The organism is Paenibacillus swuensis, assembly GCF_001644605.1.
Taxonomy (GTDB): Bacteria; Bacillota; Bacilli; order Paenibacillales; family DY6; genus Paenibacillus_N; species Paenibacillus_N swuensis.
Map to the genome: position 1 here is coordinate 1,131,422 of NZ_CP011388.1, position 14,807 is coordinate 1,146,228.

Consider the following 14,807-nt stretch of genomic DNA (forward strand, 5'->3'; position numbering starts at 1 on the left):
TAGAACAAAATGAGAGAATACTTGTGTTTATACGTCATCGATTATGTGGTATTTTGACATTAGTATGGAGTGTATGGAGGAGGATGTTGCTTTGGAGATCTATAAGTTTGTGGCGGACACGCAGCTTGGAGTGGGGGTGGAATCGCTCTTCTTCACCGTGCAATCCTTACATCATGCGTCGCCGTTGCATTGCCATGATTATTATGAAATCTTCCTGGTGATTGAAGGGGAAGCGATTCACTGTGTGAACGGGGCGAGGGAGCCGATTAGCCAAGGCGCGATGGTGTTCATGCGGCCCGAAGATATACACGCCTATGACTGGGCTGGCGAGCAGGATTGCCGTTTCATTAATATCATCTTCAGACAGGAAGCGATGGAGAACGCGTTCGCTTTTCTGGGGAAGGCGTTTAACCGGGAACTGCTGCTGAATTGCACAGTGCCGCCGACCGTATATGTGACGCTATTGGAGCAGGAGCATATTACGGGCCGGTTGGACCGGATGGGGGTATATCGGGGAAGGGACGAGAAGGCGCTAGAAGTATTGCTCCGAGGGTTATTGATTGATTTGTTGGTTACCCATTTCGGAAAATTCCAGATCGGTCCGGATGAGAGGCTGCCGAGCTGGCTGGAAGCACTGTTGGTTCAAATGCAACGCGAAGATAACTTTACGGCGGGGCTGCCCCGCATGTACGAGTTGTCCAACCGAAGTCCCGGCCACCTCAATCGTGTATTTCGACAGCTGCTCCACACGACACCGGTTGAATATATTAATCAGCTGAAACTTAACTACACGAAGCATCTCCTTGCGACCACATCCCTGAGCGTGACAGATATCGCGCTGACCGCCGGATTTAATAACCTCAGCCACTACCATCATCTGTTCCGCAGAGTGTTCCATCGCACGCCCATGGAATTCCGCGCTGAGCAGCCGGAGGCTGAACGAGTGCGGGTGGATATGAATAGGGACGACAATGTCGTCACATGAGACTTTTGTATTACCTATATGTCGGAGTATATCTAGTTAATAGAATTTAGGTATATTCATCCCTGCTAATAGTCTTGATATAGCAAGAATATCATCGGAATGTGTCAAAACTTGAGACTTTTTTCCTTGTTTATCACGTAGGTCTATGCTATATTTTGGATGTAATATATAACTATTTTCCTTATACATACGAAAAAGGCAAACCTGTCGAAAGGCGGGGACGCAAAGCCGCGGGTCTACAGCTCAAAAATCATTTGAGTCATGACAGCCGGGTTGCCAGAGTGTATTTTAGGTGCATTCGGCATTCGCCTATGGCGTAATGTCTTTTTTTATGGCTAAGGGGACAGAAAAAGGGAGGACCATCATGGTCTGGAGAAAAAGCAGCAAGAAAGTAATCTTTACTTTGTTCCTAATTCTATCTCTAGTAATTTCTAATGTAGGGATCGTTTACGGACAGAGCGCACAAGGAGCAACCGATGTATCCAACAGCTGGGCTAAAGATTCACTGTCCCGTTGGTTAGATCAAGGGTTAATTACCGCGGATGCAAGCAAGAAGGTGAGGCCCGACAGCAAGGTAACCAGGGCGGAAATGGCAGCCTTGATTAACAGGGCGTATGGATTTACAGAACAGTCTCAAGAAGATTTCAAGGACGTTTCTCCAAAGAAATGGTATTATGCCGAGATTGCCAAAGCGAAATCAGCTGGATACCTATCGGGTAATCAGGACGGCTCATTCAAGCCCGATTCTGTTGTTACAAGACAAGAAGCGGCTAAGATGATAAGCGATCTGATGAAGTTGGATGTTGCGAAAGCAGAGGGCGCTTTAAACGGTTTTAAAGATGCGGACCGGATTCCTAATTGGAGCAAGCCTGCTTTACAAGCAGTTAAATCAGCAGGTTATATGAGCGGTTATACCGACCAAACGATTCGACCAGCCACCCCAATTACACGTGCCGAAGCCGTGGTGATGTTAGATAAAGCTGTCGGTACGATCATATCTTCCAATGGAGTTACAGGCCCGGAAACGGAAAAAACCATTAAAGGGAATGTAACCATTACCAAAGCAGGGACCACGCTACAAAACACGGTCATTGAAGGGGATTTGAACTTAACTGCCGGTATCGGACAGGGCGAAGTTTCGCTTGATCATGTTACAGTGAAAGGCAGAACCATTATAGCCGGCGGTGGAGAGAATAGTATCATTGTTACTGATTCTTCCTTGAATGTGGCGATCGTAGATAAGTTTAGAGGTAAAGTCAGATTGTTAGCTAAAGGCAACACCGTTATTCAAAATACGATCGTAAATTCTGCGGTTAAGTTGGAATCTGAAGTAAAAGACAATAGCAAGGGCTTTGTTAATGTCGAATTCAGGAATAAAGTGAAGGGAGAAAGTGTTCAGCTTCAGGGGTATTTTACTAAAGTTACTGTAGTAACGAAGGTGACCGTCGAGGTTCTTGAAAGAACGGAAATCGGTAACCTTGAACTGGCATCCGGTGCGGGGGAAAGTACTGTAACGGTCAAGGAAAGTGCGACATTAATGAAAGTAGTATTGAACGCGGCCGTAACTATTAAGGGCAGCGGTACAATTAAATTTGTTCTTGTTCATGTTAACGGAACAACTATTGAGCAAAAGGTAGAGGCTTATGAGTTGGGTAGCGCAACCATTACGATTACTATTAATGGTACTGTAGTTGTTAAAACTCCGGGAGCTCCAGGAACTCCTATAACACCGGGAACTCCGGGAACAAGCGTGCCGCCTCAAACTACGATCCCGAACCCGAACCCGAACCCGAACCCGAATCCGAACCCGGACCCGGAAGAAGAACTGACGGATTTGCCGGAAGCTGAAGGTATATTTATAGTCGGGGATAATGCTTACTCCTATATCGGTGAGGAAACGAATTACTCTGATCTTCAAATTTTCCTTTATGACGCTGTAACTGATAGTGTGTATGAGACCACTTACTCAACTGCTTACGGCCCTATCGGGGAGTTTCCAATTAATGAAGGTTCGATCCCGAATGCGGAATACATAGCCAGTCTGGAGAACGAAGACTATTATGCTCTGTATGATGTTCCTATGCTGGGAAGCGTATCGGTAAATGATGTTGTGTATGGTCATGTATTCTATGGCGGATTGGAAAAGTTAAGCTATAAAATTAATGATTACAACGTTAACGATTTGTCAGCTCAACAGTCTGCCAGCGCAAAACCTTTGGCTCATGGAGATCAAATGACCATGTTCTTCGGAGAGAACTTAACGTTAGTAGCATTATGGAATGCATCTGAAAACAAATGGGAATTACATTCCATCAGCAGTGGAAGTGTAAGCGCACCACTGAATGTGAAGGCGTTAACCGTAACCGACACTGATATTAATGTAACTTGGAATGCCGTACCTGATGCGGATTATTACTATATTTATTACAGTAATGCATTGAACGGTACCTATGCACCTGTACTAGACAAGCAAGGTGAGAAGGCAAGAATTACAGGAACTAGTTATCTGGACACAAGCAATCTTCCTAATACTCAACGATATTATAAGGTAACAGCTGTGATAGATGCTCTTCATCTCGAATCTGCAGAGAGCAAAGTCGCTTTTGCGACCACATATCATAACAAGCACACAGCTCTAAATTTCACTGTAACTGACAGTGTGCAGGATCCTATTCTTCCAGTAATCTATATGACGGATCGAGCGGGTCAGAAGGTATACTCTTTAAATTACGAAACGAAAGAACTAAAATCACTTGCAGTTAGCCTGCCGCCGGAAAGCATTACTTACGCTAACGGTGAGCTGTTTGTGGCACTGCTGAAAATGCCGCACTCTTACGTAGCATCGGTGGAAAGCGGCGCCATTGCAATTATCAATGCAGGAAACTTAACGGTTACTAAAACCATTGATATTAATTTGGATCCATATGACCTGGCGGTAGATCGTAACGGTTATATTTATGTATCATCTGGTTCGGATCAATGGACGGATCTGAAATCATATTCAAGAGTAGGGTTTGGGGTAGGAACAAGCGGAATCCGCCATCAAAGTTATATCCTGATGCATCCGACATTAGATAAGATTTATGCCATTAATACCGATACGTCTCCTCGTGATATCAGAGCATACAACCTTAACACAGACGGCACATTTGTAGAGCCGGCGTATCCGGGCGGCTATGATTCTCCTTATCACGGAGATCATACCATGACGGTATTCATGAAACTCTCTCCGGACGGAAAGTATTTGTTCAACGGAGCAGGAACTATTTTCCAAACCGTTAGCAGCAAGGCAGATGACATGAAATTTGTAACGAAGCTAACCGCTGGGTTTAGCGATGTTGCTTTCGATATCCCGAATAATCAATTTTTCACTATCAGCAACACCAACGTGGGTGTATATAATTACAACGAATTGAAGCAAACCGGAATCTATCACACAGATGGAATGGGTAGCGGATTATTCGAGGCGAAGAGTCAGTTGATCGCCATTACCACCCTTGGTGGAAAGACAATCGTAGAGTATATCAATAAGAAATAGATTGGGTATGTAGTACAATTAGGCACATTGGGTAAGGACCCGATGTGCCGTTTTTTATAAAATTAAGAAGGGTGCGATATTCACTATGAAGAAATGGCTTATGCTTCTATTGTTAGTAGCATTCATGACGCCCGTTACATCCGTGTTAGCGGAGACAAACCAGCGGGTTTACAGCTTCAAAGACGAGATTACAACAGTAAATATTCCTATGAAAAGTATATCTTCATATCGTTTACTGGACAATTATATTGCTTATGAGAAAATGGAAGATAATACGACCCACATCTATGTGACCAATTTAAATACCGGAGAAATCAATAAGCTTACTTCAGTCAAGAGTTTTAAGGGTATTCCGGTATTATCGCAAACACCTCAAGGAATTATGGTCTTATGGTCTGAACAGAGGGGCAGCGAACAAGGAAATTTATTTGCTTATGACATTAAGAGTCAGACAACTAAATCTCTGCTTAAAGGAACTTTTTCACAGCTCACGGCGGATGGTTCATTGATTGCCTGGACGAATATGGATACTGGCAATATTCATACTTATGACATAGTGTCCGGGGTTAATGAAACCATAGCGAAAGGTTCATACCCACAGATTAAAAAAGGAATTATCGTATACAGAAATGACCAAGGGCAACTGACAGTTTACCTATCGCAAACGAAAGAGACAAAGTTGATCATGAGTAGTCATATTGAGTCTTTTGCATTCACGGGCAGATATATTTTGGTTAGAGAGCGTATTAACCAAACAAATTCATTTCAACTTTATGATTTACAAGATTTTAGACAATTCGGAAATAACTTAAATGCAGATGAGAAAGTTCATAAAACTTATCTTTATGCAGATGACAGTTTCGGGGTGTGGGTTAAGGAAACGGCTTCCGGCAATGCCGAAGTTACCGGAGCGGATCTGATATTTAGGGGAGTTTTCCCTATCGCTATGAAACCCACTCCTGCCAGAAATATACTAGGTATACAAAAGGATGTGCTGTATTTCCTTGATGCTAAAGATAATTTAGTTAAGAGAACGATCATGCCTCCCTCCAACCGTACCGTCAGGGATGCGGAACCTATCAGTGTAATGATTAACGGTAAGATCGCTGACCTACATCATCCTTCATTGCTCATTAACGAAAATTATTACGTTGATGCTGCCGCAGTACTTGAGCAATTAGGATACAAGGTTAACTGGGATAAAGGAATCAATCAGCTTCGCGCTGAAGGGAACGGAAAATCAGTTGTTATTACAGCGGACCAGAATTCAATTATGGCGGGCAGTGATCGGATACCGCTAGAATCTTCACCTGTGGTCCGTTCTGAAGTATTGTACATTCCAATTGAAGTCATAAACCGGATGGGCGATAAGAAAGTTAGCGTAAACAAAGATAAAAGTACGAAGGTGAATACAATTTATATTCGTCCATATGATACAGCAGATACTCTGTATTTCGAAAACGGCAGGATTAAGTATAAAGGTCAGCTTGCAAACGGAATAAGACAAGGCACAGGTGCCTCGTATAACGAGGAGAACGGCGGCAGGGATTATAACGGAGAGTGGCTTGCCGATAAAATGCATGGAGAGGGAATCATGTACAGCTGGTCAGGTAAATCAATTTTTTTCAAAGGCAAAATGGAGAATGGACTTCAGTTGGAAGGGATCGAATACTATCCAGGCACCCAAACTCCTCGTTTTGAAGGTAAGTACAGAAGAGGACTTCCGTGGGAAGGAAGGGGGCTGAATTTATTTCCAGATGGCACAGCCTTTGCTTATCATTTAAAGAGCGGTGCAAAGAATGGCAATGCTGTACTTTACAATTCCGACGGAACGATCAATCGGTTGTTAGTTTATAAGAATGACATCGCAATTCAGGGTACATTCTATAAAAATGGTAAAGTTGTGTATAAAGGTATAACGGACGAATATGGTGAACCGATCAGTAAGGTAAATGTGAAGAAATAACGAGTCTGTAAAATACTTTGTGTAAACTCCCAAATCTATAAGATATGTAGATTTGGGAGAGCGCAATGGAATGAAGACAGAGAAGAACGCTCAAGACTTTTAAAGTGTTAATGACATGTTCCATAAAGACCTTTACTCCCAACAACAGGAAAAAAGCTTGCTTTATAAGCAAACTTAATATATCCTAATTATGGAAGTAAACAACCCTAAGGAGGTGAATCGAATGGAACAGATGTGTATGAACATGATGATGAACATGTGTATGGAAGACACCATGAGCAAGATGAAATGCATGAAAATGATGATGGACAACATGCAAGAAATGAACATGATGGACAGCATGGACATGGAGATGATGATGTCCAAGATGCAACAGTGTGATGAAATGATGACGCAAATGATGACGATGATGAATGGAATGAAGCAATCCACAATGTAAAGTCGGAAGCTTTACATCGGGCTGCATAACAGTTCACTGAGTGCAGGAATTGAGCTTTAGAACTTAATTTATACGTCCTTATTGGCGGGTCAAGCAGTCCACTGCATACCGGCCTTTTTTTTATTTATACTGTGCCAGTTTCTTCCCTACATTAACCCTCTGTACTTTCAAGGCCAGCCATTGTTCCTGTAACTGACGTCCGTGATCTACACTTTTGGGTTGTTTCATATCTTGGAACAGCTCCAACATTTGTTGGTTAATCCGTGCGTAGGACTCCTGCAGAGCAGCAAGCACCTGACTGACTCTCACTTCGAGCAATATGCTATCGGCATGGTTCAACTTCTCCAGCAAACTGTGCTGCCAGACCGTATCCCCGATCGACCCTGCAAAATTATATAAGTCCAAGTAGTCGTTTACCCAAGCCTGCTTCAAGTGATCCATACAAGCCACTCCTGTCCATCCAACAATTCGATTTATCTTTATACCAAGTATTATACTCGGAATAGTGAGTTAATCAATACTTTTTTTGTTTTTTGTGAATTTAATTTTCAAATACGCTCAAAACTTCTTCCACAGACAAACGCCTCTTCACCCCGTCGGCGCGCTCGACAAGCTCCACAAATCCTTCGCCCGCATCCTTGCCCACAATGATCCGATATGGCAATCCGATGAGATCGGAATCTTTAAATTTGACACCAGGCCGCTCATCTCGGTCATCCATCAGAACTTCAATGCCCTTGTCTTGCAAAAGCAGGTATAGATGCTCGGCAAGCTGCATCTGGGTCGTGTCTTTGACGGATATCGGGATGATATGGACCTGATACGGAGCTACGGACGAGGGCCATTTCATGCCCTGATCGTCATGATGTTGCTCAACCAAGGCTGATAACATCCGCGAAACACCTATGCCGTAACAGCCCATGATCATGACTTGTTCTTTTCCCTGTGGATCCAGGAAGGTGGCCTGTAACTTTTCACTGTACTTTTTGCCCAACTTAAAAATATGACCGATCTCTATCCCCCGATGAAACACAAGCGTCCCATCATTACATACCGGGCAAAGGTCACCTTCCGAAACGTTTCGGAAATCGCCTGTATCCATCATAGTGAAGTCTCGGCCCGGCACGATATGCTTCAAGTGGGTATCCGCCTGGTTCGCCCCCGTAATGCCCGTACGCATATTGGCCACTTGCTCATCCACCAGCACACGAATCTGCAACTGATAGGGTCCGGCAAATCCGACAGGGGCACCGGTTACCTGCTTAACCGTCTGCGCATCGGCCATTTGAAACGTCACCGCGTTAAGATAGTTAATGACCTTAATTTCGTTTAAGTCCTGATCTCCCCGGATCAAAATAGCTACAGGCTGCTCATCTTCCAGATAGATTAAGGTTTTGATGATATCCGTTGCTTGTATATGCAAGTGATTCGTTAAATCCTGGATCGTGCGAATACCCGGCGTATGAATGTGTTCAGGTGTCGGAAGTGTATCGGTTGCGGATTGGGAGTTTTCCATTCTAACAGGTGCTTTGGAGACGGCTTTTTCCAGATTAGCCGCATAGTCACAGCAAGTGCACGATGCAATGGTATCCTCGCCAATATCCGCAAGAGCCATAAATTCATGCGTCCCGCCTTCGCCGCCAATCGTGCCCGCATCGGCTTCCACAGCACGGAATCGGAGTCCGCAGCGTTGGAATATACGTTGGTAGGTTTCAAACATTGTATTATAGGTACGATTTAATCCATCCCAGTCGGTGTCAAAAGAATAAGCATCCTTCATCAAAAACTCCCGGCCGCGTAACAACCCGAAGCGTGGGCGACGTTCATACCTGAACTTGGTTTGAATTTGATAAAGATTCACTGGAAGTTTTCGATAGGAGTTGATTTCTTGCCGGATCAATGTCGTAATGACCTCTTCATGGGTTGGCCCCAAGGTAAACTCGCGCTGGTGTCGGTCTTGCAGACGAACCAATTCGGGTCCATACAGATCGTATCGTCCGGATTCTTTCCACAGCTCCGCAGGTTGCATGGCGGGCATAAGTAACTCCTGCGCACCGGATCGATCCATTTCTTCTCGTACAATCTGTTCCAATTTTCGTAGAACTCGCAAACCTAACGGCAAATACGTATAAATTCCTGCAGCTAGTTGTCGGATGAAGCCTGCACGTAATAATAATTGATGGCTGACCGTATCTGCTTCGGCCGGTATTTCACGTAAAGTGGGCAATAGGAGCGTGCTTTGTCGCATGGGTCAACCTCACCTTCTTCTAATGTTCTGTAAATAACGCAAAAAACGCACTCGTAGGGACGAATGCGTCGTGGTACCACCCTGATTCAGATCTGCACATAACAAATGCGGCAAATCGCTTATTAGATAACGGAGTTCATCCGACAGAGGTGTGCTCTGCAGCTCGCAAGGTAGGGGCTCCATTCATAAGGTTGAGAAACCTTGCAACCATGGGTTTCTTCTCTGGGCAACCTGTTGTTGAATAAAGCGGCCTTGGTCTTTGCTTCCGATATGAGGTTCCCATTAATTTACACCAAAGGTGGGTTCCAGTCAATCATGGCTTTTATTTCTCAACTTTAGCACGTAGCCTACTTAAATCCTCCCGAACCAGCTGAAACTCCTCTTGAATTTCACGGAATACTTTCAACAGCGTGTAACCGAGTCCAATTAATATCAACCCTATGAGGGGAAACACGGTTTGTTTTGCAATGATTCTCATAAACACACTCAAATCTGTATCCGATGAAACGTTGCGCGGAACGAATTGATACAAGCCATAAAGCAGTAACACCACACCAATGAATATAATGATAAAGGACAACACCCGAGATTTCTCCAAAACCATAACAAGCCTCCCCCTCGGTCGAACTGGTTACACATATCTATTATGCAACTGATTATGCAAGAGGCATCCCGCAAAGGTTTGTAACATACAGGCGGTGTACCATCTAGAAAGCTTTCTCCAATTACGACGAGATTGAGATGGATTGGGGAGCTTGCGGCTACAATAACAGGAATTTTTAGTTTCCGCAAGACTAAAATCATCCTAATTCTCCCGTACTTCTGAATCTTGTTGCTGTATACTCCTGGAGCTATGATCAGAGTAAGTTCGAATAACAGAAAGTGAGGGTACATCTATGTCCAATCCAATTTTTAAGAACATTCAACCAGCACCCAGAGATGGCGGCTTTCGCATGGAGAACTATTATATTTGGTGCGGGTCCGTCATACAAGGCGAAGACGGCAAGTATCATATGTTCGCTTCCCGATGGGCCAAGGAGCTTGGCTTCGACTGGCAGTGGCTATTTAACTGTGAGATTGTAAGGGCTGTCAGCGATACACCTGAAGGACCCTATGAATTCGCTGAAGTGGTGCTCGGCAGACGCGATAAGCGGTTATTTGACGGTATGAATCAGCATAATCCATCTATTAAGTATTGGAATGGCACGTACTATCTGTATTATTTTGGAACCACTTATGGGGGGCCAGTACCTGAAGCGGGAGAGCCTATCTCAATAGAACGAGCTACCGAGGTTTGGAATCGAAAGCGTATCGGGCTTGCGACGAGCAAGTCTGTGTTCGGTCCCTGGACTCGCATGGATACACCGCTTCTTGAACCCAGAATGCCAGGGTATTGGGACTGTACAATTACGACGAATCCGTCTGCAGCTATTTTGCCGGACGGAACGACGTATATGATTTATAAATCTCGCGAATATGTGGGCTCAACTCTCCAATTAGGTATTGTGAAAGCGCCGCATCCTGCAGGTCCGTTTGAGAGAATCAGTGATCAGCCCATCTTTAGATTTGAAAATCCAGACTTTCACGTTGAGGATCCATTCCTCTGGGTGGAAGACGGACGTTTCCATGTCATCATGAAAGATGATTACAAGAATAACAGCGGCGGTATTACGGGGGAATGGGGGGCAGGCGTGTACGCTACGAGTGAAGACTGCCTAACGTGGCATATTCATCCGGAGCCTATCTCTTATACACGAAACGTCGCTTGGGACGACGGCAAGACCAGCTCACAGAGCAATCTGGAGCGGCCTAATTTGCTATTCCATGAGGGAAAGCCGACGCATCTCTTTGTGGCAACGGGTAATGGAGGCGAGCCATGGGAATTCGACGGGGTGACGTGGAACATGGTTATTCCGTTAAAATAAACGTGTGGAGTAAGCAGTTGTAAATTGCGGCAATAGAAAAGCCAAAGAAATTCCTCCTTGAGGAGTTTCTTTGGCTTTGTTTAATTTATTTGTCTCCCTTTCATATGAAGCGTAATCGCGGTGCCTTCACCAAGTTCCGACTGAACGCTGAGTCCATAGGGTTCTCCGCAATACAGGCGGATGCGTTCATGTACATTGAACAATCCGTATCCGCCAGCTTCTTCATCACCGGAAGGCTGCGGCGTAGGCATAAGCCGCCATTGTACATCGCTTGGAATGCCGGGACCATTATCCGCGATGGTGATGAACAAATCGCCGTCACTCCCGTGCCTGATGGCCAGCTTGATCCAGCCGGGTGAAGGATCGCGCCGTTTGCGGATGCCATGCATAAGCGCATTTTCGATAATGGGCTGAAGCGTCAGCTTCGGAATGAGCATAGCTTCCGCACCCTCTTCCACTTCAAGCTGAAACTCAAAGGCATTCTCGAATCGGGAGCGTTGAATGTCGAGGTATGCCACGGACAGCTTGACTTCATCCCTTATGGATACGAAATCTTTGCCTTTATTCAGGGTTAAGCGGAAATAGGTGGTGAGCGCCTTGATCATGGCACTGATATCTTTCGATCCGCTGCGGATCGCCATCCAGTTGATCGTTTCCAGCGTATTATACAGAAAGTGCGGGTTGATTTGCGCTTGGAGCGCTTTTAGCTGAGCCTCGCGCTCCTGGATGCGGCTCCGATAGGTTTCCTCCGCCATCGTATTGGTCGTTTGCACAAGCTCCAGAATGTTCTGCTCGAGCAGACGGAAATCGCGGAAGCCGAAGCGAATGCGGTCGTTTAATCGTTCCACGCCATCCCGGCGGATGATACGAATCAGATCTTTGACTCTGCGGCTGATGCTTTCGGCGATTAAACCGAGGCTCAGCACAATGAGCAGCAGAAATACGATGAACGTTGCAGCCATGACAATAATGGCGGAAGTGCGGGTCAGATTGCGGCTTTCGGCATTGATTCCCGAGACGGGAACCTCCGAAACAATTGTCCAGCCGGTACCGGTGATTTTGGCAAACTGAACGTAATAGTCTTGATTGTTTATCTCTTTTTTGAAGAAGCCTTCGTTTTTCCCGGCCGTTTCCTCCTTAAACTCCTTATCCATTCGCTGTTGACCCAAGCGCCTCAAATCCTTATCCCCAATGATGGCCCCTTCTTCATTCAGTACGTAAGTGGTGCCCCCCATATCATCCTGCAGGTGGGAAATGCTGTCCTGAAGGGTCTGTTGGTTCAAGTCCACCATCAAGACCCCGACAATGTTGTCATAATCCAATGGATCGCGAATAATACGGGCGGCGGTAATCACATCCGTGGTAAGGGTATCTGCCGTCGTTTGCGGATACGCGCTTTTCCAAAGAATGTCCCCGTTCTTCCGGACCACCTCATCATACCAAGGCTGATGCTGCAACCTATTCAGTGAGAAGAAATGGATGTTCTCGTTGGAAAACGGTAGCTGCGGATCGATAAAGATCCGGATCCGAGCAATGTCGGGATATTCCGAGAAACTGTTAATATAGTCGACTAAATGAATGAAATCTTGCAGATGTTGGTACGCTTCGTAATCCTTATGCAGCTTTAAATACTCGTGCAGCCTTGGTTTGGCGAAGAAACTATCCGACGCGCGCGCTGCATTGTTAACGTAATAGGAGATATTGACGGCAGCTTGATGCAGCGTGCGAAGGTTGGATTCGTTCATTTCCTGCTCATTGACTTGCACGGATTTGTTGTAATAAACCACCATCGTAATCACACCCGGAATGAAGATTAGGAGGAGGTAAAACAGAATTAACCGGGTTAGGATGCCTCTTTTCCGAAAAGGATTAAACAGGTTTCTCCACATCGTTATCTAATCGACTCGCGGTATTCGGATGGAGTCACTCCTGTGTATTTTTTGAACAGCTTCGTAAAATAACTGCTGTCAGCGTAGCCGATGGCGCTGCTAACCTCGTAAAGCTTGTTGCGCGGATCGCCGAGAAGCTCCTTGGCTTTCTCCATCTTCACTCTGCTCGTATAATCGTGAATGGTCTCTCCGGTTTCTTGTTTAAACAGCAGGCAAATATACGTCGAGGTCAGATAGATGCGGGAAGCCAAGTCATTTAACGAAATCATCATATGCATATTATCCTGAATGATGGATTTCACATGCTCAACGACATTGCTCGACTTCGTCTCGCGTTTCTGACGAATTTGCTCTGTCAATTCTTCCAGGCAAGTCATGAGATAAATTTGCATCTCACTTACGGTTTCGAGCTGTAGCAGTTTCTCCCACAACCGGTTGCCGCGCTCGCCCGAGAAACCGGATCCTTCGATTTCCAACTGCGAAGCGACCTGTCCGCCGATGATCGCGATCTGCAGACAAATGCGGTGGCATTGCGGAAGGTCATACGTTTGGTTGTTGGAGATCATATCGAATAGCTGACGAAGCCAGTCCCTGATCTTGTTGGGGTCCGCCGCTTTCAGCATGGAACTTAACTTCTCCGATTCCGCAGCATCCATCCATAAATCGGGCAAGCTCGTCCGTTCCAGACTCTCCATCGTTATAATCTGGTTCTTGCCCAGGTACAGTTTGAGATTAGCTGCATCCGAAGCAAGCTGATAGGAATGGGGCACTTGCCGCAATCCTTGCACAATACTGCCGACACCGATCGTTAAGCTAAGCTTTAGCAGCTCAAGAACGGTTGACTTTAACGTTTCGATGACGTGGAACAGCGTCTCTTCTTCCATCTCGGACCGCACATGGAGTAAACAGACGAATTGCCCGGTTTGAGCTTCGAACACATAACCTCCTAATGTCTTGTCCACAATTTCCTGACATATATTGAGCACGGCAAAGGTACTTAACTGTTTGTCGCGTTCCGATCTGCCCGAATAGTAAGTATCGTAGTCATCAATATGCAAGGCAAGTAGACAGTAGGATGCGTTGAGCGGCAAATTCATTTCCAGAAATGCCAGCTGCTGCGCAATCGCTTCAGCATTAGGGAATCCGCTTCTTATAAGGGTGTAAAGGAATTTCTCCCGAAGCAGAGGAAAGCTCTGCCGTAATTTCACATTCATTTGCTGAAATAATTCAACCTGCGCTCTTTCACTTTCTACCTGGGACGTAATCTTATAGAGAACTTGGGTCAATTCGTCAAAATCGATGGGTTTCAAAAGGTAATCGATGGCCTCCAGTTTCATGGCCGATTTCAAATAATCAATATCGTCAAATCCGCTGAAAAATACAATTTTGATCTTCTTGTCGAATTTTTTAATCTCTTCGGCAAGCGTAATTCCGTCCATAAACGGCATTTTTACATCGGTCAGCACGATATCCGGATGCAATTCGAGGATCATTGGGAGAGCGCTTTCACCGTCATTGGCCAGTCCGATTACTTCTATCTGATGCGTCTGCCAATCGAAAAACTCTTTCAACCCCAAACGTGTAGAAGACTCATCATCAACAATCATTAACTTTAACTTCACGCTCGATTCCTCCTGAAGAATGTATAGAAAAACACCGGGAATTAGAAGATTTTCACTCTAACGGAAAGCGTTTGGCCCATCTATAATCGAATTCAAGGGGAAAGTTGATCACATTATAGCACATGGCCTATCAACCGGGGAGGGAAAATAGATGAACACGACGGGGGAGCAGAAAATAAGTGTGAAAGTAAAACA

General features: G+C 45.2%; 10 protein-coding genes, 1 pseudogene and 1 riboswitch. Of the genes and pseudogenes, 6 read left to right on the forward strand and 5 right to left on the reverse strand.

Features of this window, described 5'->3' with window-relative positions:
- Positions 1 to 91 precede the first annotated feature (91 nt).
- The 5 genes and pseudogenes from SY83_RS04785 (at position 92) to SY83_RS04800 (ending at position 6,928) form a co-directional block, all read left to right on the forward strand.
- The gene (locus SY83_RS04785) at positions 92 to 985 is read left to right on the forward strand and encodes a helix-turn-helix domain-containing protein (RefSeq protein ID WP_068604745.1); all 894 of its coding nucleotides are present in this window, start codon (positions 92 to 94) and stop codon (positions 983 to 985) included.
- Between the two features lie 187 nt (positions 986 to 1,172).
- A riboswitch (cyclic di-GMP riboswitch) is annotated at positions 1,173 to 1,266 on the forward strand.
- Positions 1,267 to 1,349: 83 nt separating this feature from the next.
- Positions 1,350 to 1,523: pseudogene (locus tag SY83_RS23755) on the forward strand (hypothetical protein); the annotation flags it as partial.
- A 51-nt stretch (positions 1,524 to 1,574) separates the two neighbouring features.
- Positions 1,575 to 4,523 carry an S-layer homology domain-containing protein gene (locus tag SY83_RS04790; RefSeq protein WP_231891379.1) on the forward strand — a complete coding sequence of 983 codons (2,949 nt, stop codon included), beginning with the start codon at positions 1,575 to 1,577 and terminating at the stop codon, positions 4,521 to 4,523.
- 124 nt (positions 4,524 to 4,647) lie between these two features.
- On the forward strand, positions 4,648 to 6,489 hold the full coding sequence (locus SY83_RS04795) for a stalk domain-containing protein (RefSeq protein ID WP_197479975.1): 1,842 nt from the start codon (positions 4,648 to 4,650) through the stop codon (positions 6,487 to 6,489).
- Between the two features lie 223 nt (positions 6,490 to 6,712).
- Positions 6,713 to 6,928: a hypothetical protein gene (locus SY83_RS04800; protein WP_068604751.1), complete on the forward strand. Its 216-nt coding sequence runs from the start codon at positions 6,713 to 6,715 to the stop codon at positions 6,926 to 6,928.
- Between the two features lie 120 nt (positions 6,929 to 7,048).
- On the opposite strand, the gene SY83_RS04805 is transcribed toward SY83_RS04800, so the two are convergent.
- The 3 genes from SY83_RS04805 to SY83_RS04815 form a co-directional block, all read right to left on the reverse strand.
- Positions 7,049 to 7,369 (reverse strand): hypothetical protein, encoded by a 321-nt coding sequence (locus SY83_RS04805; protein ID WP_068604753.1) that lies wholly within the window; start codon positions 7,367 to 7,369, stop codon positions 7,049 to 7,051.
- Between the two features lie 100 nt (positions 7,370 to 7,469).
- Complete coding sequence (locus SY83_RS04810) at positions 7,470 to 9,176, reverse strand: proline--tRNA ligase (protein ID WP_068604755.1); 1,707 nt, start codon at positions 9,174 to 9,176, stop codon at positions 7,470 to 7,472.
- A 322-nt stretch (positions 9,177 to 9,498) separates the two neighbouring features.
- On the reverse strand, positions 9,499 to 9,780 hold the full coding sequence (locus tag SY83_RS04815) for a hypothetical protein (protein WP_068604757.1): 282 nt from the start codon (positions 9,778 to 9,780) through the stop codon (positions 9,499 to 9,501).
- Between the two features lie 292 nt (positions 9,781 to 10,072).
- Here SY83_RS04815 and SY83_RS04820 point away from each other — a divergent pair, with 292 nt between their 5' ends.
- Positions 10,073 to 11,101: a glycoside hydrolase family protein gene (locus tag SY83_RS04820; RefSeq protein WP_068604759.1), complete on the forward strand. Its 1,029-nt coding sequence runs from the start codon at positions 10,073 to 10,075 to the stop codon at positions 11,099 to 11,101.
- Between the two features lie 80 nt (positions 11,102 to 11,181).
- On the opposite strand, the gene SY83_RS04825 is transcribed toward SY83_RS04820, so the two are convergent.
- Both SY83_RS04825 and SY83_RS04830 read right to left on the reverse strand, forming a co-directional pair.
- Positions 11,182 to 12,891, reverse strand: coding sequence for a cache domain-containing sensor histidine kinase (locus tag SY83_RS04825; RefSeq protein ID WP_197479976.1), 1,710 nt, complete (start codon positions 12,889 to 12,891; stop codon positions 11,182 to 11,184).
- A gap of 101 nt (positions 12,892 to 12,992) precedes the next feature.
- Complete coding sequence (locus SY83_RS04830) at positions 12,993 to 14,612, reverse strand: response regulator (RefSeq protein WP_082882330.1); 1,620 nt, start codon at positions 14,610 to 14,612, stop codon at positions 12,993 to 12,995.
- Between the last annotated feature and the right edge of the window lie 195 nt (positions 14,613 to 14,807).